At 73.3% G+C, this 24,596-nt stretch carries 21 protein-coding genes; 2 read left to right on the forward strand and 19 right to left on the reverse strand.

Annotated features, from left to right (window positions below; all coding sequences use genetic code 11):
• Nucleotides 1-41: 41 nt before the first annotated feature.
• The 8 genes from LV78_RS00240 to LV78_RS00275 all read right to left on the reverse strand — a co-directional run bounded on the left by LV78_RS00240 (nt 42) and on the right by LV78_RS00275 (nt 11,881).
• Nucleotides 42-2,882 carry a discoidin domain-containing protein gene (locus tag LV78_RS00240; RefSeq protein WP_253842472.1) on the reverse strand — a complete coding sequence of 947 codons (2,841 nt, stop codon included), beginning with the start codon at nt 2,880-2,882 and terminating at the stop codon, nt 42-44.
• Nucleotides 2,879-3,925: a glycoside hydrolase family 43 protein gene (locus LV78_RS00245; protein WP_253842473.1), complete on the reverse strand. Its 1,047-nt coding sequence runs from the start codon at nt 3,923-3,925 to the stop codon at nt 2,879-2,881. The genes LV78_RS00240 and LV78_RS00245 overlap by 4 nt, the downstream gene beginning before the upstream one ends.
• A gap of 49 nt (nt 3,926-3,974) precedes the next feature.
• A complete protein-coding gene (locus LV78_RS00250; protein WP_253842474.1) occupies nt 3,975-5,834 on the reverse strand; it encodes a glycoside hydrolase family 127 protein in 1,860 nt (619 codons plus the stop codon).
• Nucleotides 5,835-5,967: 133 nt separating this feature from the next.
• Nucleotides 5,968-6,843: a hypothetical protein gene (locus LV78_RS00255; RefSeq protein ID WP_253842475.1), complete on the reverse strand. Its 876-nt coding sequence runs from the start codon at nt 6,841-6,843 to the stop codon at nt 5,968-5,970.
• A gap of 61 nt (nt 6,844-6,904) precedes the next feature.
• Nucleotides 6,905-7,732 carry a carbohydrate ABC transporter permease gene (locus LV78_RS00260; RefSeq protein WP_253842476.1) on the reverse strand — a complete coding sequence of 276 codons (828 nt, stop codon included), beginning with the start codon at nt 7,730-7,732 and terminating at the stop codon, nt 6,905-6,907.
• A 13-nt stretch (nt 7,733-7,745) separates the two neighbouring features.
• Nucleotides 7,746-8,693: a carbohydrate ABC transporter permease gene (locus LV78_RS00265; RefSeq protein ID WP_253842477.1), complete on the reverse strand. Its 948-nt coding sequence runs from the start codon at nt 8,691-8,693 to the stop codon at nt 7,746-7,748.
• A 7-nt stretch (nt 8,694-8,700) separates the two neighbouring features.
• Nucleotides 8,701-9,954, reverse strand: a complete 1,254-nt coding sequence (locus LV78_RS00270) for an ABC transporter substrate-binding protein (protein WP_253842478.1) — start codon at nt 9,952-9,954, stop codon at nt 8,701-8,703.
• Nucleotides 9,955-9,991: 37 nt separating this feature from the next.
• A complete protein-coding gene (locus LV78_RS00275) occupies nt 9,992-11,881 on the reverse strand; it encodes a glycoside hydrolase family 127 protein (RefSeq protein ID WP_253842479.1) in 1,890 nt (629 codons plus the stop codon).
• 655 nt (nt 11,882-12,536) lie between these two features.
• On the opposite strand from LV78_RS00275, the gene LV78_RS00280 reads away from it, so the two are divergent.
• The gene (locus LV78_RS00280; protein WP_301305608.1) at nt 12,537-13,571 is read left to right on the forward strand and encodes a LacI family DNA-binding transcriptional regulator; all 1,035 of its coding nucleotides are present in this window, start codon (nt 12,537-12,539) and stop codon (nt 13,569-13,571) included.
• On the opposite strand, the gene LV78_RS00285 is transcribed toward LV78_RS00280, so the two are convergent.
• Nucleotides 13,552-14,355, reverse strand: a complete 804-nt coding sequence (locus LV78_RS00285; RefSeq protein ID WP_253842480.1) for an SbtR family transcriptional regulator — start codon at nt 14,353-14,355, stop codon at nt 13,552-13,554. The genes LV78_RS00280 and LV78_RS00285 overlap by 20 nt on opposite strands.
• A gap of 371 nt (nt 14,356-14,726) precedes the next feature.
• Between LV78_RS00285 and LV78_RS00290 the strand changes: the two genes are divergently transcribed.
• Complete coding sequence (locus LV78_RS00290) at nt 14,727-15,644, forward strand: NmrA family NAD(P)-binding protein (RefSeq protein WP_253842481.1); 918 nt, start codon at nt 14,727-14,729, stop codon at nt 15,642-15,644.
• Here the strand turns inward: LV78_RS00290 and LV78_RS00295 are convergent.
• From LV78_RS00295 to LV78_RS00340, 10 genes are read right to left on the reverse strand one after another with little or no spacing between them, the layout of a single operon-like run.
• A complete protein-coding gene (locus tag LV78_RS00295) occupies nt 15,601-16,407 on the reverse strand; it encodes a phosphatase PAP2 family protein (RefSeq protein WP_253842482.1) in 807 nt (268 codons plus the stop codon). The two genes, LV78_RS00290 and LV78_RS00295, sit on opposite strands and share 44 nt — an antisense overlap.
• Nucleotides 16,408-16,448: 41 nt before the next feature.
• Nucleotides 16,449-16,685, reverse strand: a complete 237-nt coding sequence (locus tag LV78_RS00300) for an acyl carrier protein (RefSeq protein WP_253842483.1) — start codon at nt 16,683-16,685, stop codon at nt 16,449-16,451.
• A gap of 57 nt (nt 16,686-16,742) precedes the next feature.
• Nucleotides 16,743-17,534 (reverse strand): ABC transporter permease, encoded by a 792-nt coding sequence (locus LV78_RS00305; protein ID WP_253842484.1) that lies wholly within the window; start codon nt 17,532-17,534, stop codon nt 16,743-16,745.
• Nucleotides 17,524-18,432 (reverse strand): ABC transporter ATP-binding protein, encoded by a 909-nt coding sequence (locus LV78_RS00310; protein ID WP_253842485.1) that lies wholly within the window; start codon nt 18,430-18,432, stop codon nt 17,524-17,526. Before LV78_RS00310 ends, LV78_RS00305 begins: the two co-directional genes overlap by 11 nt.
• Nucleotides 18,429-19,961: an alkaline phosphatase family protein gene (locus LV78_RS00315; protein ID WP_253842486.1), complete on the reverse strand. Its 1,533-nt coding sequence runs from the start codon at nt 19,959-19,961 to the stop codon at nt 18,429-18,431. Before LV78_RS00315 ends, LV78_RS00310 begins: the two co-directional genes overlap by 4 nt.
• Nucleotides 19,958-20,623: a histidine phosphatase family protein gene (locus LV78_RS00320; RefSeq protein ID WP_253842487.1), complete on the reverse strand. Its 666-nt coding sequence runs from the start codon at nt 20,621-20,623 to the stop codon at nt 19,958-19,960. Before LV78_RS00320 ends, LV78_RS00315 begins: the two co-directional genes overlap by 4 nt.
• Nucleotides 20,614-21,612 (reverse strand): UDP-glucose 4-epimerase GalE, encoded by a 999-nt coding sequence (gene galE / locus LV78_RS00325; RefSeq protein WP_253842488.1) that lies wholly within the window; start codon nt 21,610-21,612, stop codon nt 20,614-20,616. The genes LV78_RS00320 and galE overlap by 10 nt, the downstream gene beginning before the upstream one ends.
• On the reverse strand, nt 21,597-22,289 hold the full coding sequence (locus tag LV78_RS00330; protein WP_253842489.1) for a PIG-L deacetylase family protein: 693 nt from the start codon (nt 22,287-22,289) through the stop codon (nt 21,597-21,599). Before LV78_RS00330 ends, galE begins: the two co-directional genes overlap by 16 nt.
• On the reverse strand, nt 22,286-23,641 hold the full coding sequence (locus LV78_RS00335; RefSeq protein WP_253842490.1) for a glycosyltransferase family 4 protein: 1,356 nt from the start codon (nt 23,639-23,641) through the stop codon (nt 22,286-22,288). Before LV78_RS00335 ends, LV78_RS00330 begins: the two co-directional genes overlap by 4 nt.
• A complete protein-coding gene (locus LV78_RS00340) occupies nt 23,638-24,594 on the reverse strand; it encodes a GNAT family N-acetyltransferase (protein WP_253842491.1) in 957 nt (318 codons plus the stop codon). The genes LV78_RS00335 and LV78_RS00340 overlap by 4 nt, the downstream gene beginning before the upstream one ends.
• Nucleotides 24,595-24,596: the final 2 nt, after the last annotated feature.

A 24,596-nucleotide genomic window follows, 5' to 3' on the forward strand; every position in this document is an offset into this window, starting at 1 on the left:
GCGGGGAGGGGCGCGCCGAGGCACGCCCCTCCCCCGGTTCCCTAGCGCTGGTAGGCCTTCACCTCCGTCAGCGCGGTCTTGAAGCCGGACGCGTGGGTGAAGCGCACGCGCAGGCGCTGGGTGTTGACGCTGCTGAACGTCGCCTTGTTGTAGTTGGCGCGCGGGGTCGACGGCGTCGCGCTCTGGTTGGGCACGGCGACCCACGCGCTGCCGTTGTAGTACTCCACCGCGTACGAGGCGGGCGCCCGGTAGCGGTTGGCGGAGCGGTCGTCGCGGAAGTGCAGGCGCACCTCGTTGACCGGTTTGGACTGGCCGAGGTTCAGCTCGTACCAGTCGCTGGCGTTGGGCGAACCCGCCGTGCCCCACAGGGGTTCGTTGGTGGGCAGGCCGTCGATCGCGGCGGCGAGCGAGGTCCCGGAGGCGGTGTAGGAGGCCGACGGGGTGGCGGACTGGGCCAGGTTCGGGGTGGTCGAGGTCAGGTCGACCCCGGCCTTGGCCAGCACGTCGACCATGCGGGCGCTGGTCTGCTGGACCTCCTGCGGGGCGCGGAAACCGGCGAACGGCGCGCTGTGGGTGGTGCTGCCGCCCGCCGGGAGGCTGACGCCGCCGGTGGCCGGGTCGTAGACCAGCCTGGTGAGCCGGTCGACGGTGGCGACCCTGGTGCCGTTGAGGAACACCGAGTAGCCCTGCGGGACGCCGTTGTAGCGGGTGACGCCGTCGGCCGGGTCGTCCCACACCACGCTCAGGTCGGCGCCGTGGTAGCGCAGGTTGTTGACCGCGAAGTGCGACCAGCCGATGTTGATCGGCCAGAGCTCGACCTTGTTGTCCGAGCGCGGGCGCAGGCCCGCCACGTCCTCGACGACGGTCCAGTTGGAGCTGCCGAGGATGTTGTGGTGGATCCAGGACCGGTAGTCGATGGTCTTGGCGTTCGGGTTCCAGTTGGCCCAGAACTCGTTGGCGTCGGGCCACTGCGTGTTGCCGCCGGTGAACTGCGCCCAGGCGTTCCAGTACAGCAGCTTCTTGTAGTCCTCGGCGCCCATCCACTGGTTCGGGTAGTTGCGCAGCACCGAGGAGTAGAGCCGGAACTGGACGGTGGAGTTGATGGTGGAGAAGTTGTTGCTGCCGGGGAACCCGGCCTGGGCCGCCGCCGCCTTGTCGCGCTGGTTCGCGGTGTAGAAGGGGAACACCGGGTACTCGGCGGGGTCGGCGAACAGGCGCAGCGCCTCGCGGTAGTCGGCGGTGTTGGGCACCAGGCCGACCGAGAACGGGTAGTAGTTGTTGATCTCCTTCCACGGCACGTGCGCGTTGGTCGCCACGTGCTTGTGCTCCAGCAGCTTCCGGCTGGGGTTCCACAGGGTCGACATGACGCCGTTGCGGATGCGGTCGGCCAGCGCCTGCATCTCGGTGGCCTTGGCGGTGTTGCCGAGCATCGCGTACGCCTGCTGGGCGGCCATCGCGCCGCTCCACACGTAGGCGGTCTCGGCCCGGTCCATCCGGCCCTCGCGCCAGTGGAACGACACCGCGTCCGCGTCGTTGCCGGTCAGCGCGCCCCAGTCGTACTCGATGACGCCGTTGTTGTTGGTGTCGTAGAAGGAGAGCTGCCCCTTGGCGTCGCCCTCCGCGTAGCGGGCCAGGTTCCCGATGATCGCGGGCTGGCCGCCGTGCACCTGGTAGCTGCGCCAGGCGGCCTCGGAGATGTACTGGGTGTACGAGTTCGACCAGTTCTCCGGGTCGCCGGGGTTGTCCACGAACCGGGCGTTCTTGCCGGTCTGCCCGGCCGAGAGCCAGGGGCCGTAGGAGTACTCGGCGTTGCGCAGGTACTTCAGGTCGTCGATGTGCATCGGCTGGGTGAGCACGATGGCGTTGTTGTAGCCGGTGACGCCCTCGATGGACACCGGGAACTGGTAGTCCTGGCCGGGGATGTCGACGTCCAGGTGGTTGAAGCGCATCAGCCACCAGCGGTAGTAGACGCTCTTCTTGATCGCCGGGTCGGGGACGTCGATGTAGGGGACGTTGTCGGCCCACCACTTGTTGTAGGCGCGCACGTGCGTGCCGAACGCGGTGTCCGGGGTGTGGCCCCGGTAGGCGTTGTACTCGGTCAGCGACTCGGGGATCTCGTCGGTGACGAGGCCGAGCACGACCTTGGTGGTGACCGACTGCCCCGCGCCCAGGGTGATGTCGCGGGCCAGCGCGCCGGACGCGGCGGTGAAGCCGTCGCCGGACAGTCGCGGGCGGATGGTGGTGAGGTTGTTCTTCACCTGCCGCGAACCGGTCAGCTCGGACCCGCTGACCGTGGTGGCGTAGGGGGAGGTGGCGCGCACGGCGGCCGTCGTGGTGGCGGAGCCGGTGTTGGTCAGGGTCAGGTTGGTGACCAGGACGTTGTTGTGGGTGATGAACTTGCTGACCTGGGCGCGCAGCGAACCGCCGGTGTAGACGCCCTTCCAGTGGCTCGGGGCCTGCCAGCGCGAGGCGGGCTGCTCGGTCAACGTCGTGCCGCTGACCGTGATGGCGTAGGCGTTCTGGCTGCTGATGTTGTCCCAGTAGGCGGCGTTGCCGCCGAAGCCGATCACCGCCGGGTTGTGGGTGTACATGAACGCGCCGCGCCCGCGCGTCATCAGCAGCGGCCCGGTCGGGTCGTTGCCGGGGCGGGCGAGCAGGCGGTCCATCCAGAAGTCGGTGCCGCCGCTCTCCGCGTCGTAGATGGCCTTCATGGTGTCGCCGGTGCTGTAGCCCACGGGCGGGGCGGGCACGGCGGGTCCGGTGAAGGTGGGGTAGCCGATGGTCTGCGCGGCGGACGCCGTGCCCATCGCGACCGGGGTCAGCAGGGACAGCAGCACGGCCGCGGTGGTCGTGGTGGCGCGCAGCCGGGGTCGTCTCCTCATCGGGTGCTCCCCTGCTGGATCTGGTTGTCCTGGACGGGGTTCGCGCCGCTGAGGACCTTGGCGAGGCTGTTGTTCGGCGGCGGGCCGGTGCTGGTCTGCACCACGCGCTGGATCGTGCCGTCGGCGTTGAAGTTCACCAGGTCCACGGCCACCGAGCGGCGGAAGTTGCCGCCGCCGGGCGCGTTCGCGTTGTGGTAGACGATGTACCACTGGTTCTTGAACTGGACGATGCCCGCGTGGTTGGTGGTCGAGGAGACCTGGCCCAGCAGCACGCCCCGGTGCGTCCACGGGCCGGTGGGGCTGGTCGCGGTGGCGTAGCGCTGGCAGGCGTAGCTGGAGGAGGTCACGCAGCCGTTGGTGTCGTTGGCGGCGTAGACCATGTAGTACAGGCCGTTGCGCTTGAACATCCAGGGCGCTTCCCAGAAGTTCGTCAGGCCGACCGGGGTGGTGACGGGGCCGTCCAGCTCGATCATGTTGGACTTGAGCTTGGCCATCCTGGGCGCCCAGTAGCTGCCCCAGTACAGGTAGGACTGGCCGTTGTCGTCGGTGAACACGGTCGGGTCGATGTTCAGGCCCGAGGAGTTCGGGGTGCTGTCGCTGACCAGCGGTCCGCCCTTGGCGTCGCGGAACGGGCCGAGCGGGCTGTCGCCGACCGCGACGCCGATGTCCATCCAGCCCGCGCCCCGGCCGTTGACCGAGGTGTACCAGTAGTACTTGCCGTTGCGCGGTTCCACCTCGCTGGCCCACGCGTCGGCGCCCGCCCACGGGAACGTGGCGATGGTCGCCTTGGCGCCGTGGTCGGTCCAGTTCGCGGCGTCGGTGGAGGACAGCACCCGCCACTCGCGCATCAGGAAGTTGCTCGAACCTGCGGGCGCCTCGTCGCGGCCCGCGTAGACGTACATCGTGTTGCCGACGACGAGCGGTGCGGGGTCGGCGGTGTAGTAGCCGGTGATGATCGGGTTCGCCGCGAGCGCGGGCGGGGCCAGGGCGGTGACGAGCGCCAGTGCGGCGCCGAGCCCGAGCACCCGGCTTCGGGTGCGCATGGTGTGCTCCTCTTCGTTGAGGTGGCGGGGTTTCGCGGTGCGGGAGGGTTCAGACGCGCCAGTAGACGGTGTAGCGCTGGCGGTGCGTGCGGTAGAACGGGGCCAGGGTGACCCGGCCGGTGGAGGCGGTGGCCGTGTACTCCAGCGGCGTGCCGGTCGGGGCGAGCGTGCCGGGCTGGAGGGTGGGCAGCGCGGTGAGGTTGGTGGTGCCGTAACCGCCCGCGAGCACGATCGGGCCGTGCTTGACGACCTGCACCGCCGGGTCGTCGGGCGCGCTCTCCCGCGTCAGCGCCATCGGCAGGGTCAGCTCGACGGTGTCGCCGGTGGCCCAGGCGCGGTCGATCCTGGCGTAACCGCCGGGGGTCGCGGCGACGGGCGCGCCGTTGAGGCGCAGCTGCGCGCCGGTGGCCCAGGCGGGCACCCGCAGCCGCAGGTCGACGTGCCCGGAGCCGGTGAACGTGAGCTTGGTGCTCGCGGTGTCCGGGAACCCGGTGTCCTGGCGGACGGTGATGCCGCGACCGGGCCAGGTCAGCGTGGACGGGATGAACAGGTTCACCCACAGCGTCTCGCCGCCGCGGAAGTAGATGCTGTCCCGGTGCTTGGTGTTGGTCTCCATGCCGGTGCCGTGGCAGCAGGTGAAGTCCTGGTAGTCGTTGCTGAACGTGCGCTGGCCGCCCGCGCGCAGCGGCACGTAGTAGCTGTGGTGCCCGTGCGCCGAGTCGGGGTTCTGCGCACCGAGGAGGTGGTTGTAGAGGGCTTTCTCGTGGAAGTCGAACAGCTCGGGACTGCCCGGCGCGGTGCGGAAGAGCTGCCTGGTCAGCTTGAGCATGTTGTGCGTGTTGCAGCACTCGCAGGTGTTGTCGGACAGCTCGGAGGCGATCCGGTTCGGGTTCTTGAAGTACTCGCCGTTGGAGTTGCCGCCGATGGCGTAGGTGTGCGCGCCGACGACGAAGTTCCAGAAGTTGCGGGCGATGTCGCGGTACCGGGTCTCGCCGGTGGCGTGGTACTCGCGGATCGCGCCCAGCGCCTTGGGGATCTGGGTGTTGGCGTGGAACCCGGACAGGGCGTCGCGGCCCGCGGCGAGCGGGTCGAAGACCTGGGCGTGGTCGAAGTAGCGGGCGGCGGTGAGGTGCAGCGGGTCGCCGGTGAGCTGGTAGAGGTTGGCCAGCACCTCGTTCATGCCGCCGAACTCGGTGCCCAGCATGGCCTGCCGCTGGGCCTGGGTGAGCCTGCCGTTGCGCCAGGCGACCCAGGAGGCCTTGCGGGTGAGCACGGTCAGCGCCTGGGCGCTGCCGGTGAGCTGGTGCGCGTCCAGCAGCCCGGCCAGGATCTTGTGCAGGGTGTAGTAGGGGGCCCAGACCTGCTGGCGGGCCTCGACCCGGTCGATGAAGCTCTCCGGGAACGCCGACAGGTAGCCGGTGTTGAACCCGGCGGAGGTGGCCCGGTCCTGGCAGGCGGCCAGACCCGCGACGAGGTAGTCGGACTTCGACTTGAACGCGGCGTCGCCGGTGCTCGCGTAGGCCTGGGCCAGCGCGGAGAGCACGTGCCCGGTGGAGTGGCCGCGCAGCTCGGTGGTCGGGGACTCCCAGCCGCCGCACGGGGTCGCGGTGGAGGCGAGGCCGACGTTGCGGCGGAAGGTGTGCAGGAGCCGGTCGGGGTCGAGGAACTTCAGGTAGGCGTGGGTGCGGGACTCGTTGCGCTGGAACGGTCCGGCGAGCAGGGCGACGGCGGACAGCGGGAACGGGTCGGCCGAGACGCCGATGTCAGCGCGCGCGGCGGCGGTCCCCGGTGCGGCATGGGCGGTATCGGCGTTGGCGGTTCCGGTCAGGCCGGGCGCGCCCGCGACGGCGGCGACGGCGGCGGTCGCGCGAAGCACCGCGCGTCGGGACGGTTGCTGGGGCAGGGACATCTCGCGTCACCTCTCGTGTGACGGTGGGTGCGGGCGTCCCCGTGCGCGAGCGCGCGGGGACGCCCGCCGTGGTGGGACCGCGGCGGTGGTCCTCCTTGCTCAGGTGGTGGTCGTGCTCAGGTGGCGCCGGGGATCAGCGTCCGTAGCGGCTCTTCAGGTGCCGCCACCAGTCGCGCAGCATCCACTTGTCGAACTCGGTGATCGAGGGCGACGAGCCCGCCAGCATGATGAACCCGCCGACCCCGCTGGGCGTCCAGTCGTAGAAGTCGTCGAGCCCGAACGTGTGCCCGATCTCGTGCAGGAGAATCGTGACGTCGTTGCTGTTCAGGCTGTTGACGAAGTACTCGCTGCCCATGCGCTGGCCCCAGTCGCCGCCCGCGCCGCCGCCGAACCCGGAGGTCAGCCACAGCGACTGGTCGTAGTGCCTGGCCACCCCGCCGGGGCAGTTGCGGTACTGGCCGTCGCGGACGAAGAACCGACCGCACGGCTCGGCGCACTGCGGCGCGTTCTCCCGGATGTTGTTGACGTAGATGTCGACGGAGTTGTCGTTCCACTGCAGGGTGTTGCGGTCGCGCACCGCCCAGCCGACGACCTTGATCGGCACCTCGGCGTACGGCCAGTTGTTGTGCCCGACCATCGCGTCGATCCACTTGCGGTACTGCTGGGCGAGCTTGTTGTGGATGCTGTCGCGCAGCGAGGCCGACACGGGAGCCGAGGAGTCCCAGCGGACGCAGAAGTTCAGGTAGCCGCCGTTGGCGAACACCTGGTCCCAGCCGTAGTTGCGGAACCCGTACAGGTCGCCGTAGGTGCTCTCCTGGTGCGACCACACCTGGTTCAGCGGGGTGACCAGGTTCGACGGCGGGCTCCACGTGGCCGGGTTGGCCGCCGCCGAGACGCCACCGGTGTCCGGGGTCTCGGCGGCCGAGGCCGTCAGCGGTGTCACCGCCCCTGTCGCCGTGACCACCCCGAGCGCCACCGCCAGGAGGACTCTCTTCCAGGACCGCGTCATTGCGATCATTCCCTTCGTCTTCGGTGGCGGCGGATTCGCGGCGGCGGAAGCTCGTGGCGGGTCAGCCCTTCAGGGCGCCCGAGGTGAAGCCGCGCACGTAGCTGCGCTGCAGGAACGCGAACAGCAGCAGGCACGGCACGGCCATGACCACCACCCCGGCCTCCAGGGCGGCGTAGTCGACGGCGCCGTGGCTGGCGGTGCGCAGGTTGACCACGGCGAGGGTGGTGGTGAACTTGTCGGTGGAGTTGAGCAGGATCAGCGGCGCGAAGAACTCGCTCCACGAGGCGAGGAACGCGAACAGGCCCACGGTGACCAGGCCCGGTCGCACGGCGGGCAGCATGATCCGCAGCAGCGCGCCGAACGAGGTGCAGCCGTCCACGCGCGCGGACTCCTCCAGCTCGACCGGGACGGCCGCGAACGAGTTGCGCATCATGAACACCGAGAACGGCAGCTGGAACGTGGTCAGCACCAGGCTCAGCCCGACCAGCGAGTCCTCCAGCCCCAGCCAGCCCAGCAGCACGTACAGCGCGATGAGGATGGTCGCGTACGGCACCATCAGGATCGCCAGGGTCAGCAGGAACAGCGCGTCCCTGCCGGGGAAGCGGAAGCGGCCGAACGCGTAGCCGCCGAGGGTGGACACGACGAGCGTGCCGCCGACGGTGAGCGCGCTGACGACCGCGCTGTTGAGCACGTGCCGCAGCCGCACGCCGTCCTCGGAGGAGAACAGCCGCGCGTAGTTCTCCAGGCCGAAGCCGGTGTCCGTGCGCACCGACGCGAAAGCGGCCCACACCAGGGGGAACAGGAACAGCACGGCCAGCGCCGCGCAGGTCAGCCAGTGCGCGCCGAGCGGCCCGCGCTCGGTGTCGTCCACCACCAGGGTCTTCGCCACTGCTCTCCCCCGCTCAGGTCGACCGGCGGCGCAGGACGCCGAGCTGGACGGCGCTCACCGCGACCAGCGCGACGAGCAGGATGACGGAGGTGCCCGCGGCCGACCCGAGGTCGAAGCGCACGAACGCCTCCCGGTAGATGACCATGACCACCGAGGTGGTGCTGTTGTCCGGGCCGCCCCTGGTGAGGATCCAGAACTGGTCGAACGCCAGCAGCGAGCCGGTGACCAGGATCGTGAGCACCAGCGCGATGGTCGGCCGCATGAGCGGCAGCGTGATGCCCCGGAACGCCTGCCAGCGGGTGGCCCCGTCGACGCGGGCGGCCTCGTAGACGTCGACCGGGATGGCCTGCAGGCCGGTGAGCAGGATCAGCATGGTGAACCCGGCGAAGCGCCACAGCACCAGCAGGACGGCCGAGCCGAGCGCGGACTCCGGGCTGCCGCTGGTCCACGACACGTGCCCGTCCAGCAGGCCTAACCCGGACAGCAGGTCGTCGAGCGGGCCGATCTCGTCGCTGAGCAGCCCCAGGAACAGCAGGGAGGCGCTGGCGAAGCCGACCGCCATGGGCAGGTAGTAGGCGGTGCGGAAGAACCCGACGCCGCGCCTTCGCTGCTGCACCAGCAGGGCGAGGCCGAAGGCGACGACGAACAGCAGCACCGTGGTGATCACCGTGTACTTGAGGGTGAACCACGCGGCGGTGCGCAGCAGGTCGCTGTCGACGGCACGGGTGTAGTTGTCCGGGGCGTTGAGCACCGGCTTGCCCAGCAGCGGCCAGCGGTGCAGCGACATCCACGCCACCAGGCCGAGCGGGACGACGAAGAACACCGCGACCACCACCGCGAGCGGTGCGGCGTAACCGATCCCGGTGAGCGCGCGGAGCCTGCGCGCGCGGTTCCGGCGCGGCGGCGGGTCCGCCTCGCGCGCGCCCGCCACCTCGGCGGGTCGGGTGGTCGTGGCGGTCACCTCCGGCTCACCCCTGCTCCAGCGACGCGGTGATGGCGGCGCTGCCGTCGGCGAGCGCCTTGGCCGGGTCGGGGCCGAACAGGGCGCCGCGCAGCGCGGTCAGCCAGGGGCTCTGCGGATCGTTGAAGGAGGCGTTGAAGTTGCGCGCGTACGGCGTCTTCCCCTTGGCCACCAGGCTGTTCGCGGTGACCAGGCGCGGGTCGGCCGAGGCGTGCTCGTTGGCGGCCAGGTCGGTGCGGGTGGGCACGTTCTTGCCCTTGGCGACCACGTCGACCTGGGCCTGGTCGCCGGTGGTCCAGGCGAGGAAGTCCCAGGCCTGGTCGGCGTGCTCGCTGGTGGCGCCGATGCCGAGCGCGTCGCCGCCGACGAACGTGGACTCGCCGCCGTCGAGGCCGGGGATGGGCGCGAGGCCCACGTCGGCGCCGGAGGCCGCGATCTCGCCCAGCCACACCGAGGCGGCCGGTCCGATGCCGACCTTGCCGGTGCGCAGCGCGCCCAGCCAGGTGGGGCCGGCCTCGTCCTTGGACGCGGGCGCGGCGACGCCCTCCTCGTAGAGCTCGCGGTAGACCTCGAAGACCCCGGCCATCTCCGGCGAGTCCAGGGTGGCGCGCTCGCCGCTGTCGTCCAGCACGTCGCCGCCGGAGGCCCACACCGAGGGCCAGAAGGTGAACTCGACGCAGCCGCCGCAGTTGCCGCCGAAGTAGGTGCCGCGCACGTCGCCGCCGAGGGCGTGGATCTTCCTGGCGTGCTCGGCGTACTCGCGCAGCGTGGCCGGCGGCTTCTCCGGGTCGAGCCCGGCCTTGCGGTAGAGGTCCTTGTTGTACAGCAGCACCGACAGGTCGATGGTGTGCGGCAGCGCGTAGTTGCGGTCCTCCCAGGTCCCCGCGCGCACGTGCGACGGCGCGAGGTGGTCCTTGTGGTCCAAGCCCTCGACGCGGTCGGTGATGTCGGTCCACAGGCCCTGGGAGGCGTACTGGGGCGCGAAGACGACGTCGGCCGCGAACAGGTCCGGCAGGGCGCGCGCGCCTGCCGCGGAGGCGAGCTTGGCCGGGTACTCCTCGTTGGGGTACGCGGTGACCTCGACCTTGGTGGAGTGCGTGGCGTTGTAGGCCTCGGCGTAGGCCTTGGACAGCGACTCGGTGGCCGCGCGGGTCCACAGCGTGAGCACGACGTCGCCGTCCTGCCCGGAGCCGCCGCCCGAGCAGCCGGACGCGACGAGGGCGGCGGCGATCAGGAGGGCAGGTAATCCGGTTCTTCTCACCGATCTCTCCTTTGAGGGCGGTTCGCGGGGGAGGTCGTCAGCCTTGGGGCAGCCAGACGCGCATCGTGGACGGGCCGCTCCTGGCCCAGCGGTGGTACGGCACGAGGGTGAGCGGGGCGTGCGCGCCGCCCTCGGGTTCGGTCGGGGGGCCGTACGGCCACGGCCGTTCGGGCGGGGTGTCGAGGAGTGCTCGCACCACGACGCCTCCCGGCCCGTCGACCGGGGGGACGCCGGTGTCCACGCGCAGCGAGTCCAGGTCGAGCGCGGCGGACTCGGCGCAGTGGACGACGGGTCCGCGCTCGACGGCGACGCAGCCCCGGACCGCGTCGACGCGCGGGTCGGCGGCGGTGAAGCGGGGGCGCATCGGCAGTTCGAGGCGGATCTCCTCGCCCACCACGAAGTTCCGGTGCACCACGACGTCGCCGACCGGCGCGGGGTGGCGGCCGTAGGTGGTGTGCAGGACCGCGCCCTCGGCCCAGCCGGGCACGCGCAGCGTGAGCGACCACGGGCGGTCGTCGGTCTTGGTGACGCGCACGGTGATCACGCCGTCGTCGGGGTAGCGGGTGCGCACCGCCAGCCCCACCTCGCGCCCGTCGGGCAGGGTGGTGGCGAGGTCGGCGTCCGCGTACTGGTGCAGCCGCACGCCGGTGTCGTCGGCGGTCGCGGTGTAGCAGGCGAGGGACGCGAGCAGGCGGGCGAGGTTCGGCAGGCAGCAGGACACCTCGAACCAGGGCGCGCGCGGGCCGCCGCCGAAGCCGAGCTGCTCGCGGTCGCCCGGCAGCTCGGCGGTGCGGGTGCGCTGGTGCAGGGTGTTGGCGTAGAAGAAGGAGCGGCCGTCGTCGCCGATCGCGGTGGCCACCACGTTGTAGAGGACGCGCTCGATGACGTCGTCGTAGCGGCCGTCGCCGGTGGCCAGCAGCAGCCGCCAGGCCAGCATGATCGTGGCGACGCCCGCGCAGGTCTCGGAGTAGGCGCGGTCGGCCGGGAGGACGAAGTCGTCGCCGAACGCCTCGTCGGTGTGCCGCGAGCCCATGCCGCCGGTCAGGTAGGTGCGGCGGGCGAGGGTGCGGTCGAACTGGGCGGCGACCGCGTCGAGCAGCGCCCGGTCGCCGGTCTCCACCGCGACGTCGACCGCGCCGCAGGCCAGGTACAGGGCGCGCACCGCGTGGCCGTGCAGGACCGGGTTGTCCCGGACCGGGGTCTCGTCGCTGAAGTAGGACCAGCCGAACTGGTGCGGTGGCAGGGTTCTGCGGCCCCGGCGGGCCACGAACTCGGCGGCCTGGTCGAGGTAGCGGCGCTCGCCGGTGACGCGGTGCAGCTCCACCAGCGCCATCTCGATCTCGGGGTGGCCGCACACGCCGGGGTTGGTGGTGAACTCGGCGCACACGTGGTCGGCGACTCCCCTGGCCACGCGCAGCAGCTCGTCGTCCGCCCCCGCCGTGCGGGCGCGGGCCACGGCGGCCTGGAGGAAGTGCCCGGCGCAGTACAGCTCGTGGCCCCAGGCGAGGTCGCTGTAGCGGGGGCGCTGGCCGGGGCCGCCGAACGCGGTGCCGAGGTAGCCGTCCGGGGACTGCGCGGCGGCGATCGCGGCGGTCAGCTCGGTGATCTGCTGCTCCAGCGCGGGGTTCGGCGCGCGTCCCGCTTCCCAGGACATGGCTTCCAGGAGCTTGTGCACCTCGGAGTCGGAGAACTCGCGGCCCCTGCGGTCGGGCGAGCGGGTGGCGGCGGTGAGGTTGCCGGTCCAGCCGAGGCGGTCCATCCAGGCGCGGGCGTGCGGCAGGGTGGCCTCCGCGTTGACCCGCTGGCGCGTTCCCCAGAACCCGCCCGCGAGCCGCACCTCGGCGAGCCCGAGCGGTCGCAGCGCGCCGCGCGAGGGCACGACGGGGCGACCGCCGACCGCGGTGGTGTCCGGCGACGTGAGGGTCATCGGGTTCCTCCCGCTGGGACCGCGGACCGGTGGTTCCGGTCCTGCGCACCTCTCGCACTCTCGCAGCCGAAAACCTTTTCGGCAATGAGCCCGCTGCGCGATCGGCGGATTGTCAGGGGGTGCGCGTCGAACGCCGGTCGGTGTTCGATTCGATTGTTCGACAAGGGTTTCCGGTGGCGGTTCGATCCGTTCCGGTTGCCGCGCGGGGCATCGGCGTGATCCACTCGCGTCGCGCGGACCTGCGGTGCGGCGGCGGAGCGGTTCGTGGGCTCGGGCGGGCGTCCCACGGGGAAAAGGAATTGCGGCGACTCGGCGTTCCGCTCGGGGAGGGCGATCGGGCGGGAGTCCCGAGGTGTCGCCGCGACAATTCCCGAAGTGGCGGGAACTTCCGGGAACGGGGATTCCGGCGGGAGCGTTGTCGTTCCGATCGGCGCTGGTCGTCCCGGCGTGGCGGGACGGTGCTCCGGTTTCCCCCGATCCGCGACCGCCATGCGACCGCACCGGCCCCGAGTTCGGGAAACCGGTGGTACGCCGGGCAGTTGCGGATCGGGGGGAACCCGAGGGGCTCGCGCGCTGTCGGACTCCCGGCAAGGGTTTCAGGGGGCGGGTTTCGGCCCGTGCGGGTGCGGGGGCTGGCGATTTCGGAGGCTGGCGAATGGGCAGGCGGCGGTCTGGTGCGACGACGCTCAACGACGTGGCGCGACTGGCGGGCGTGTCGGTGTCGACCGCGTCGAAGGCGATCAACGGGCGCGCCGAGGTCGCGCCCGCCACCCGCGAACGGGTGCTGCGGGCGGCGGCGGAGCTGTCGTTCCAGCCGAACGCGCTCGCACGGGGGCTGATCTCCGGGCGCACCAGGACGATCGGGCTGCTGACCGACGAGCTGGGCGGGCGGTTCGCGATCCCCATCCTGCTGGGGGTGGAGAACGCGCTCGCCGACGAGCAGATGTCGGTGCTGCTGTGCGACGCGCGTGGTGACGCGGCTCGGCGGCGGCACTACATCAGCACGTTGCTGGCCCGGCAGGTCGAGGGGTTCATCGTGCTGGGCGACGACAACGACGTGCGGGCGTCGCTGGCCGGGGAGATCCCGGTGCCGGTGGTGTACGTGTACGGCGAGTCCGACTCGCCGGAGGACCTGTCCGTGCTGGCCGACGACGAGGGCGGGGCGCGGCTGGTCGTGGAGCACCTGGTCTCGGCGGGGCGCACGCGCATCGGGCACATCACCGGGCCGCGCACCTACCGGGCCGCGCGCGACCGGGCGCACGGGCTGCGGCAGGCGCTGACCGACCGGGGGCTGCCGCAGTCCGGCGGGGCGACGCTGCACGGCGACTGGTCGCAGCGCTGGGGCAGGCAGGCGGCGCGGCTGCTGCTGGAGCGCGCGCCGGACACCGACGCGGTGTTCTGCGGCAACGACCAGATCGCGGTGGGCGTGGCCGACGCGCTGCACGAGCTGGGGCACCGGGTGCCCGGTGACGTGGCGGTGGTGGGGTACGACAACTGGGAGGAGTTCGCCACCGACTGCAGGCCGCCGCTGACCACGGTGGACCTGGACCTGGAGCACATGGGCACGGTGGCGGCGCGGCTGCTGTTCCGGGCGCTGGAGGGCACCCGGCCGAGCGGGGTGGTGCGGCACCCGTGCCGCCTGGTGGTGCGCGAGTCGACGACGGGGACGATCACGCTCCCCGAGGACTGATCCCGGCGACCGCGAGGTCGAGCAGCCGCGCGGCCGAGGCCGCCGGGTCGGGGTGGTGCTCGGTGGCGAGCGCGATGCCGGTGACCAGGTCGAGCAGGTCGGCCGAGGTGGCGCCGGGGGTGAGCGAGTCGGCGGCGCGGGCGACCAGGGTGGCGCCCGCGCCGAGCAGCCGGTCGGACGCGCAGTTCTCGCGCAGGACCTCGAAGTCGGCGGGGCTGTGCCGGAGCAGGGCGGTGGACAGGCCTCGGACGCGGGCGGCGTAGGCGGTCAGCTCGCGCAGCCACTCCAGGAGGGCGGCGCGCGGGTCGGCGGCGTCGGCGCGCTCGTGGGCGTGCGCGCAGAGCTCGGCGACCTGGTCGTTGAACACGGCTTCGAGCAGGGCGCGCCGGGTGGGGAAGTGCCTGCGCGCGGTGGCCGACCCGACCCCGGCGACCCGCGCGATCTGCTCCAACGACGCACCGGCGCCGTTGGCGGCGATCTCGCGCTCGGCGACGGCGAGGAGGCGGGCGCGGTTGCGCTGGGCGTCGACGCGGCGGGAGGGGGGCTGAGGGGTGGGGGTTGAGGGGGCGGGTGGCGTGGCGGGGGCTCGCGACGTGGAGGGGGCTCGCGACGCGGACGGGGGTCGCAACGCGGACGGGGCGGGCGGAGCAGACTCGGCGGACGGAACAGACGGGACGGCGTGATCACCGGCCCCCGAGGACGGGTTCACCACCGAGGCCGGGTTGGCAACCGAGGCCGGGTTCACGGCCGAGGGCAGGTTCACGGCCGAGGGCAGGTTGCCCATCGGGTTCGGACTGGCACCCGAGGGCGAGGTGACGCCCGAAGACGGGTTGGCCGCCGGGGTCGGACTGGCACCCGAGGACAGGTCAGCCGCAAAGGGCGACTCGACGCTCAGGTCCGGGGCAGCGCTCGGGCTCCGGCCAGCGCTCAGGCGGCCAGCGCTCGGGCTCCGGGCAGCGCCGGAGTCGGAGTCGCACGGGCCGCCTGAGCGCGAGTCCGCCGGACCCGGTTCTGGTGTGCGCCGACCTGTCCTGCGCTGTTCTGGCACGTGCTCTCACCTCGGAGGCTTGGCTAAGTGGCGGGGTCCGCCGTATCTTACCGAACCACAAACGGCGGGGGCCGCTGTTTTGCTTCGAGTCCCACAGGGAGAGCACCATGACCACCCGCGCACCCGTCCTGGTCGTCGGCGCCACCGGCAGGCAGGGCGGGGCCACCGCCCGCGCCCTCCTCGCCTCGGGCGTCCCGGTCCGGGCGCTCGTCCGCGACCCCGGCTCCGAGCGGGCGCGCGCCGTCGCCGCCCTGGGAGCCGACCTCGTCCAGGGCGATCTGACCGACCGCGACTCGCTCACCGCCGCCGCGCGCGGCGCCCGCGCCGTCTTCTCCATCCAGATGCCCGAGGTGAAGGGCGACGCGTTCGACCACCCCGGCGAGGTGACCCAGGCCGACAACCTGATCTCCGCCGCGCTCGCCGAGGGCGTCGAGCAGTTCGTGCACACCTCCACCTCGGGCGCGGGCCAGCACGCCTCGACGCCCGGTTGGGCCGAGGGCGAGTGGGCCGCGCTGGCGCCCTACTACGCCGCGAAGACCGCCATCCAGGACCGGGTGCGCACGGCGGGCTTCCCCCGGTGGACGCTGGTCAAGCCCGCGTTCTTCATGGAGAACTTCCTGCCGTCGCTGGCCTACCTGCTCCCGCGCGGCGTCGACGGCGGCATCGTGACCGTGCTGCGCCCCGAGACCAGGCTGTCACTGGTCGCGGTGGTGGACATCGGCGCGGCTGCGGCGGCGGCGTTCGCGGACCCCGACCGGTTCCACGAGGTCGAGCTGGAGCTCGCGGGCGACGTGCGCTCGCTGACCGAGATCGCCGCGACCATGTCCGATGCGCTCGGCGTCGAGCTGACCGCGCCCGAGTTCACCGAGGAGCAGGCGCTCGCCGCCGGGATGCCGCCGTGGGCGGGCGTCTCCCACCGGTTCGTGGAGCTCGCCGGGCAACCGGCCAGGCCGGAGCTGGCACGCGCGCTGGACATCCCGCTCACGTCCTTCGCCGAGTGGGCGCGCGCGAACCTGCGCCCGTGACCAGCAGCGCGCGCACGCCGACCCACGCCCAGAGCGCCCCGAACGCCTGACCGGCGAGCACGTCGGTCAGGTAGTGGGCGCCCAGAGCGACCCGCGAGAACGACACCGCCTCCGCGAGCACCAGCGCGCACAGCAGAGCCGTTCGGCGCACGACCGCGCAGCCCGCACCACCGCACCCGGCACCACCGCAACGAGCACCGGAGCACCCGGCACCACAGAGCCGCGCACCGACGCACGGGGCACCGGCAAAACGCTCGGCCACCAGGTGTGCGGCAGCGGGACGGAAGGCGGTGGGACGGGTCGCGACGGTGGGCACCACAGCCAGGCACGTGACAACGGGACACGGGGCAGGCAGCACGACCGCAGGCAGCACCAAGGCGACGAGCAGCAACCCCGTCGTCGCGCCGACCGCGTGCGCGCTGGGGAAGCTGAACCCCGTCTGCGCGGCGGCCACGCACCCGAAACCGGGGCGTGGTCTGGCGACCACGTCCTTGAGCGCACCGCACGCCAGCGAGGCGAGCCAGGGCACCACGAGCAGCACCAGCCCGGCAGACAACCGCCCCAGCAGTAAAGCACAGCAGCACGACAAAACCGCCAGTCCCGTGACCGGCGCCGGGTTCCCCAGCGCGCTGATCACCCGGAAGAGGACGTCCAGCGCGGCGTCACCGGCTCGGGTCGAGCAGATCCGCCCGCTCAGCCCGACGTCCCACGGCGCCACCACCGCCCACCCCAGGAGGTGCCCACCACCCCACACCAGCGGCACCGCCCCGGAAGCGGCCCACCCGCTCCCGGGGCGCGCGCCGCTCACCCCGCCTGGAGCACCGCGAGCAGGTCGCGCGGCGTGCTGATGCCGGTCAACCGGTCGTTCGGCACCCGGACGCCCGTCTCCGACTCCAGCCTGCTGATCACCTCGACCTGCGACAGCGAGTCCATGTGCAGGTCCGCCAGCGGCGTGTCCATGCCCGCCCCGTCCGGCGGCCCCTCCCCCGTGACCTCCACGACCGCCGCCCGGAACATCTCCGCGAACCGCTCCTCCGTCACCACACCGCACCTCCACCGCACTCACCACCACCCCGGCCCCGAGCGGGCGCCGGGCAGCTAGGCGTCGCGCCAGCGCACGTGCCGCCGCGTCAGCAGCCAGACCAGGACCGAGAACCCCACCAGCACGCCGACGTCGACCAGCACCCCGGCCCCGACCGGTCCGAGCAGGCTGTGCCGCAGCAGGGACGACGCGTAGGTCGCCGGGTTGAGCCGCCCCACCAGCACCAGCCAGTCCGGCAGCAGCGCGGGCGGGATGGTGACCGGGCCGAGCGCGACCAGCACCAGCGTCACCGCCAGGCTCACCGACGACGCCTCCTCCAGCGCCCGCGACCGGCTGCCGATCCACGCCCCCAGCCCGGCGAACGGCAGCACCGCCAGCACCGCCGCCGGGACCACCAGCGGCGACACCGACAGCCGCACGTCCAGCACCAGCACCCCGAGCACGGCGGTCAGCAGCAGCGCGGGCAGCGCCAGCAGCCCGAACGCCGCCACCGAGGCCAGCACCAGCGCCTCCCGCCGCACCGGCAGCGACGCGTAGAAGTCGAACGCCCCGGTGTGCCGCAGGAACGCGAAGTTCGCGGCCACCTTGTTCTGCGTCTCGAACAGCAGCGCCATCGTCATGCTCCCGGTGAGCACGTACCCGGTCGCGTCCTCCCCGCTGCCCCTGGCGAACGTGCCCAGCGCGGCCAGCGTGACCACGGGCGCGAGCATCCCGGTGAGCACCATCTGCGGCCACGACCAGCGCCAGTTGGACAGCTGGATCCGGAACAGGTCCCAGGTGCTCCGCAGGAATCCCGGCGGGCTCGGTTCGGGGGAGGTCGGCTCGGGGAACATCGGCTCAGCGGACATGGTCCAGGTACACGTCTTCCAGGGTCGCGGAGTGCAGCCGGAACTCCAGGACGGTCTCCGGCGCGAGGTCGGCGGTGAGACGGGCGACGTCGGCGGCGGCCACGTGCGCGGTGACGCGGTCGCGGTGCCTGCTCTCCACCACGACGTAGTCAGGCAGCTCCCGCCCGCCCTCCTCGCGGAAGGTCACGTCGAGCCGGAAGCTGCCCGCCACGCGGCTCTTGAGCTCACCGGGTCGGCCGAGCGCGACCATCCGGCCGCCGCTCATGATCCCGACCCGCTCGATCACCTGCTCGGCCTCCAGCGCGTTGTGCGTGATCAGCACGATCGTCCGGCCGCGCTCCCGGTTCGCCTCGCGCAGCAGCGCCCACACCTGCCGCCTGCGCGCCGGGTCCAGCTCGTTGGTGGGCTCGTCCAGGATGAGCACCGGGGGGTCGGACACGACCGCCACGGCCAGCTGGAGCAGCCGCCGCTCACCGCCGGAGAGCTGGCGGGCGACCTTGTCCCGCAACGGGCCCAGCTCCAGCCGCTCCACGAGCTCGTCGCGCTGCCGCCGGGCCTCGCGGGCGGGAACCCCGCGCAGGTGGGCGGTGTAGTAGACCGCTTCGGCGACGGTGAGGTTGTTGAGGGCGAACGCGCTCTGCGGCATGTACCCGAGCCGGGTCCCGACGAACACCTGGTTGCCGGGAACCGGGCGGCCGAGGAACCGGACGGCGCCGGAGTCGCTGCGCAGCAGGCCGACCATCTGCTTGATCAGGGTGCTCTTGCCCGCGCCGTTGCTGCCGAGCAGGCCGAAGAACTCGCCTCGGGCGACGGTGAGCGAGATCCGGTCGTTGGCGGGGGAGTCCTTGCCCTTGAAGGACTTCGTGACCTCGTGCAGCTCGTACGCGGGTTCGCTCACGCCCGATCGCCTCCCCGGCGCGCGCACCAGACGGCCCGGACCACCGAGGCCGCGTCCACCAGGCGCCCCGGCGGCGCGAGACCGGCCGTGCCGGGGCCGGACATGCGGAAGAACCCGCTCATGGCCGGGTCGGTGGGCAGGTGGCCGTGCGAGGCGGAGCGCACCGCCTCGGTCGCGGGCCCGTCCCCGTACTGGAACTCGGTGTGCGCGCCGCAGGTGACGACGAGGTGGCCGACGCGCGGTCCGCCGACCGGGAGCCGCCAGGCGCGCAGACCGTCCGCGTCGAGCACCCGCACGCCCAGCTCCGCGAGCCCCGCGGTGATCGCGGCCAGCTCGGCGGGTTCGGGCGGGGCGTCGCCGTAGAGGAACGCGCAGTTGCTGTCGCCCTGGAACACCAGCCGGTCGGCCAGTCCCAGCGCGGCGAGGACCTCGTTGGGGCGCAGGTGGTTCTCGACCCAGTCGATGCCGTGGTCGGAGAAGAAGAGGTAGTCGGCGTCGGGCCCGAGCGCGTCGGCGAGCACCCGCACCCCGGCGTCGATCTCCCGGTAGGCGTCGGCGATCTGCCCGAGCGCCGTCGACCTCGTCGCCGGATCGGCCCTGGTGGCGTGCCAGCCGAGGAACTCCTGGGCGTGGTCGGCCTGGTTGAACCGGACCAGCAGGACGTCGGGGTCGTGCCGCTCCAGCACCTCCAGCGCGGCGCGGGCGATCCAGTCGGCGCGCGGGGACTCGTGGAAGTCGTGGTCCGGGTTGGCGGTGTACGACCCGGTCAGCGACGCGGGACCGGGACCGCCGAGCACGCTCGCGGCGAGCCCGCCGAAGGGCAGCACCAGCACGCAGGTGCCCACGGCCAGCTCGACGCGGTCCGCCTCAGGACGCACGGGGGTGAGGGCGAAGGACAGGCGCCCCAACGGGTTCGTGGTGTCGAGCCGCCCGGTGGCTCCGACCTCCAGCCGCAGCGCGGGGCCGTGCGCGGCGCCCACCCGGAACCGGTCGCCCTCCGCGCGCACCTCCAGGTGCAGCGGGTGCTGGAAGTACGCCGTGCTCGCGCTCCCGGAGCGGACGCCGTCCGCGTCGGTGGTCAGCGGGACCACGAGCCGCCGCGCGGGCGCGTAGAGGCAGTGCAGCGCCGGGATGCCGGTTTCGGCGCGGCTGAAGGTGTGCGGGAAGTGCACGGCCGCGACGGACGCGCCGCGCTCGGCGAACCAGTCCAGCAGCGACCCGGTCAGCAGCGAGGTCCGCTCGTACGGGTGCAGCGTCTCGACCGGGTCGACGCGCCGCCGCAGCACCTCCGCGACCGGCTCCCCTGACCAGAACCGGTTGCCCACCACGCCGTGCCGCTCGGGGTGCGCGCCGGTCAGGAACGAGGCGTGCGCGGGCGCGGTGGACGACGGGAAGATCGAGGTGAGCGGCGCGGCCGGGGTCGCCGGGTGCGCGGGGAACCAGCGGCCGGGGTCGAACAGCCCGTGCTCCCGGACCACCGGGGCCACCCCGCCGTCGACGCAGCACACCACGAGCCTCGGCCGGTTCACCGGACCGCCCTCCACTCGTCGGGAATCGGTTGCAGCGCCTCGGTCTCCGCCACCAGCTGCAGCGCCTCGGCAGGTGGTTCGGCAGTGCCGAGGTGCTCGGGCGGGCGCCCGGCCGGGTGCGCGGCGGCGTCCAGGTGCGGGGTGGCGTTGTGCCGGTGCAGCAACCAGGTGCCCGCGGGTGAGCCGGGTCGGTGCTCCCAGTGCGTGATGCCGGTGTGCGCCACCGCGAGCTCGACCCGGCGAGCACCGGTCAGCAGCTCGTGGACCGCGTCGAAGACCCCGCTGTGGGTCACCAGCACGACCCGCCGCCCCGGCGCGGGTTCCGCGCACAGCTCGCTCACCAGCGCGGCGACCCGCTCCAGGAACGCGCCCCAGCACTCCTCCCCCGCGACCTCCGCGCCCGGCCGCCGTTCGCGCGGCGGTGGCGCGGACGTGGCGGCGATCTCGTCCAACCGCCGGTCCACCACGGCGGGAACCCCCAGCACCCCGGCCACGATCCCCGCCGTCGCGCTCGCGCGGGCCAGCGCCCCGGTGCGCACCTCGGTCACGTGCGCGCGCCGCAGCCAGGCCCCGGCCAGGGCCGCCTGACGCCGACCGTCGACGGTCAGCGACCGCTCCCCCCGGCGGGTGTCGGCCCCGTGGCGCAGCAGGTTCAGGTGCACGCCGGTCGGCCCAGGGTCTCGGGGTGCTCGTGGTGCCAGCGCCAGGCCGAGCCGACGATGTCGTCGAGCCCGTGCCGGGGCGCCCAGTCGAACACCCGCCCGGCCAGCCCGCTGTCCGCCCACGACACCGAGGGGTCGCCCTCCCTGCGCGGTCCGACCCGCACCGGGACCTCCCGCCCGGCCGCGCGGCCCAGCGCCCGCACCACCTCCCGCACGCTCGTGGGCACGCCCTGGCCGAGGTTGTAGGTGCCGGAGACGTCCTCCGCGGACAGCGCGTCGAGCACGTCCACGTGCCCGCGCGCCAGGTCCTCCACGTGCACGTAGTCCCGCAGCGCCGTGCCGTCGCGGGTCGGGTAGTCGTCGCCGAAGACCTTCAGGCACGGCTCCAGCCCGAGCGCCGCGCGCACCGCGAGCGGCACCACCTGGCGGGCCACCGGCGGCAGGTGCTCGCCGAGCGAGCCGTCCAGTGCCGCGCCCGCCGCGTTGAAGTAGCGCAGGTTCGCGTAGCGCACGCCCCTGGCCCGCGCGCACCGCTCGACCAGCCGCTCGGAGAGCAGCTTGGACTCGCCGTACGGGCTGACCGGCCGGGCCGGGGCCTGCTCGTCCACCGGGCACACCTGGGGCGTGCCGTAGACCGCGCAGGACGAGGACAGCACGAAGTAGCGGGCCCCGTGGCCGGTCGCGGCCTTGAGCAGGGTGGCCGTCCCGGTGACGTTGACGTCCAGGTACAGCTCCGGCCGCGCCACGGACTCCTGCGGCGACTTCAGCGCCGCGAAGTGGACGACCGCGTCCGGCTCGAACCCCGCGACCACCCGCGTCACGGCGGGCTCGTCGCGCACGTCCACGACCTCGACCCGCTGGTGCGGAACGGCTTCGAGCCGCCCGGTGCTCAGGTCGTCCAGCACCAGCACCTCGTGCCCGCGCGCGAGCAGGCCGCGCACCGTGAAGGACCCGATGTAGCCCGCTCCACCGCTCACCAGGACGCGCAAGCCCCGTCACCTCCCCGGAGCTCCCGCGCCAGCGCGAAGGCCTCCGCGCCCGCGACCCCGACCTGCGCGCCCCGGTACGCGGCCAGCGCGCGCACCGCGTGCGCCGAGCGCGGGTGCGGCGCGTCGAACACCTCGTAGCCGTACGCCGACAGCGCCCGGCACTTGCGCTCCACGTGCCCGCTCACGTCGTAGAAGACCGTTGGCAGGTAGGGGATCGCGGCCGGGGTCTGCTGCTCGGTGGAGGACAGCACCTCGTAGTGCAGCACCTGCCGCACCGGTCCGCCGCCGAGCACGCGCGTGGCGTAGGTGGTGGAGCGCGCCACCACCCGGTGGTCCACGTGGACGTCACCGGGGTGGTGGGTGAACACCAGTTCCGGCTCCACCTCGCGGATCGCGCCGGTGACGGCGTCGACCACCGACCGCTGCGGCCCGTCGCCGAGCATCCCGCCCTCCAGGGCGAACCCGCCGAACCGCACCTCCGCGACGCCCAGCTCGGCGGCGGCGGTCCGGCACGTCTCGCGCGCCCGCGCCAGGTCGACGTCCTCGTGCCGCAACGACACTCCCTCGGCCAGGATCAGCGCGCACACGTGGTGCCCGCGCTCGGCGAGCGCCGCCATGGTCGCGCCCGCGCCCAGCACCTCGTCGTCGGGGTGGGCGGCGATGACGAGCGCCCTCATGCGGTCGCGACCAGCGCCGAGGCGGGTTCGGCGCGGCGCAGCGCGCCCATCCGGTAGAGCTGCTCGACCAGCGCGCGCCGGGGGTGCGACCCGGTCCCGGCCAGCAGCGCAGGATCACCGGCCTGCACCGCTTCCGCGACGTCGGCGTGCGTCGGCGCGTCCAGCTCGGCGAGGTAGGAGGTGCGCGGCACGAACACGAACCCGGTGTCCGCCTCGCGCCGCAACCGCACCTCGTCCCAGGACAGCTCGCCCAGCAGCCGGTCCACGTCACCCCGCTCGGCGAGCAGCAGGTCCAGCCGCCACAGCAGGTGCTCGACCCGCCGGTCGAGCCGGTGCCCCTCCCCGATCACCGCCCGCGCTCCCCTGCCGAGCAGCTCGCGCAACCGCGCGGACGACGCCAGGCGGGTCAGTGCGTCGCGCAGGCCGTCGTCGTCGGAGAACAGCAGGCCGCTGTACGAGTCGGTGACGAACTCCGGGATGCCGCCGATCGCGGGCGCGACGACCGGCAGCCCGGCGGCCATGGACTCCTTGAGCGCCAAGGGGCCCGTCTCCGGGACGGTGCTGGCCAGCGCGGAGGCGTCGGCGGCGGCGAGCACCGGCCGGACGTCGTCGCGGTGGCCGAGGAACCGGACCCGGTCCGCGATCCCGACGCCTGCGGCGAGCGCTTCCAGCTCGGCGCGCTGCTCGCCCTCGCCCACCAGGAGCAGCACCGGCGCGGGTTCGGCCTCGACGAGCGCGAACGCCCGGAGCAGCCGGTCGAGGCCCTTCTCCCAGGAAAGCCTCGCCAGTACGGCGAAAGCGCACTGGTCGGGCGCGAGGCCGAGGTCGGCGCGGAGGCGGTCGCGGTCCAGCGCGGCGACCTCGTCGGCCAGCCCAGGCCGGACCCCGCTGAGCAGCAGCAGCAACCGGGGGTCGCGCGCGGCTGCCAGGTCGCCGAACTGGGCCCGCGCCTGCTCCCACGAGGTGGCGACGACCAGCCCGGCGCGGTCGAGCAGCCAGCGGGTGTCCTCCCCCTGCTCCAGGGGGAAGGCCGAGTGCCGGAACAGGACCAGCGCGCTGGGCCACCCGTCCTCGCGCAGCAGTCGGCGGACGACGGCCGCGTCGTGCCTGCCGGTCGCGCAGACCACGTCCGGCGGGCCGACCCGCTCGCGCAGCGCGGCGGCGACCTCCTCCGGGTGGTCCCGGAACACCGGCACGGCAACGGGTTCCGGCCAGGCCTCGACCGCGCGACCACCGCGCTCGGCGGCCAGCACGACGTCGTGGCCCGCCGCGCGCAACCCGGCCGCGACGTCGAGCGTGTACCGGTGCTTGCCGCCCCAAGCCTGGTCGGAGACGGTGACGAGAACCCTCATCGGTCGCGAATCCCCTTCCCGAAGACGCCGGGGCACGACCCCGGCACGGTCCAGGCGGCGTCGACGGCGCGCAACGCCACCAGCCGCCTGCTCACCCCGCCCAGCACGGCGTGCTGGAAGCCGTGCGCGCGGACCTCGGACAGGCAGGACGACAGCAGTCGCGCCGCGATCCCGTTGTCCCGCCCCCGGATCTCCGCGCTGAGCGCGATGGAGGACAGCATCCCGGCGCGCACGGTGTTGTAGGCGATGAACCCGAGCAGGCACCGCCTCGGGTCCTCGGCGAACCCCCTCGGCCTGGCCACGATCACCGCCGAGACCGGGTCGTGCGCGAACGCGCGGGTGAACTCGGCGGCCCAACCCCGGCCGAAGGCGTCCCTGATCCAGTCCACCACCAGCAGCTGCTCGGACGCCTCGGGCCTGCGCACCAGCACCGGGTCGCCGTCCAGCTCCAGCTCGGCCACCGGGCGCGGCGGCGGCCAGTCCCGCAGGTCCACCAGCACGTCGCCCCACTCCTGCTCGGGCACGTCCCGCTCGGCGGGCGGCGAACCCGCGTTGTCCGGGACCTCCCAGAGCGCCGCGCGCAGCACCTCGTCCGCGTGAGCGGCGACGTCGGCGGGCGCGAACCCGTAGGCGTGGCCGAGCCAGCGCAGCCGCCACAGCGCGCCGTGCAGCAGCGACGCGGCGAGGTCGGCGCGGCCTGCCAGGACCGGCGCGCGCAGCAGCGGGCCGACCTCGCCGAGGGCGCTGTGGTTGACGCCCGCGCAGCCCACCGGCTTGCCGTTCTCGGTGGCCAGCAGCAGTTCCCCGGCGGGCGCGGGCCACGGCGGCTCGCCGTCCGCGCCCCACTCGTCCCACAGCGCGCGCAGCGCGAGCGGCGAGGCGGGCTCCAGGGTCCAGCCGCCGGGTGGCTCCGCCGGGAGGTCGTACAGGCGGAAGAGGGTCAGCGCGGGCACCG

Source organism: Actinosynnema pretiosum (assembly GCF_024171695.1).
GTDB lineage: Bacteria > Actinomycetota > Actinomycetes > Mycobacteriales > Pseudonocardiaceae > Actinosynnema > Actinosynnema pretiosum.

Excerpts from the sequence above, each read along its gene's own strand:
- LV78_RS00330 (WP_253842489.1), bottom strand. The coding sequence starts at position 22,289 with ATGAGGGCGCTCGTCATCGCCGCCCACCCCGACGACGAGGTGCTGGGC.
- LV78_RS00335 (WP_253842490.1), bottom strand. The coding sequence starts at position 23,641 with ATGAGGGTTCTCGTCACCGTCTCCGACCAGGCTTGGGGCGGCAAGCAC.
- LV78_RS00255 (WP_253842475.1), bottom strand. The coding sequence starts at position 6,843 with ATGACGCGGTCCTGGAAGAGAGTCCTCCTGGCGGTGGCGCTCGGGGTG.
- LV78_RS00250 (WP_253842474.1), bottom strand. The coding sequence starts at position 5,834 with ATGTCCCTGCCCCAGCAACCGTCCCGACGCGCGGTGCTTCGCGCGACC.
- LV78_RS00245 (WP_253842473.1), bottom strand. The coding sequence starts at position 3,925 with ATGCGCACCCGAAGCCGGGTGCTCGGGCTCGGCGCCGCACTGGCGCTC.
- LV78_RS00240 (WP_253842472.1), bottom strand. The coding sequence starts at position 2,882 with ATGAGGAGACGACCCCGGCTGCGCGCCACCACGACCACCGCGGCCGTG.
- LV78_RS00275 (WP_253842479.1), bottom strand. The coding sequence starts at position 11,881 with ATGACCCTCACGTCGCCGGACACCACCGCGGTCGGCGGTCGCCCCGTC.
- LV78_RS00290 (WP_253842481.1), top strand. The coding sequence starts at position 14,727 with ATGACCACCCGCGCACCCGTCCTGGTCGTCGGCGCCACCGGCAGGCAG.
- LV78_RS00285 (WP_253842480.1), bottom strand. The coding sequence starts at position 14,355 with ATGGGCAACCTGCCCTCGGCCGTGAACCTGCCCTCGGCCGTGAACCCG.
- LV78_RS00305 (WP_253842484.1), bottom strand. The coding sequence starts at position 17,534 with ATGTCCGCTGAGCCGATGTTCCCCGAGCCGACCTCCCCCGAACCGAGC.
- LV78_RS00280 (WP_301305608.1), top strand. The coding sequence starts at position 12,537 with ATGGGCAGGCGGCGGTCTGGTGCGACGACGCTCAACGACGTGGCGCGA.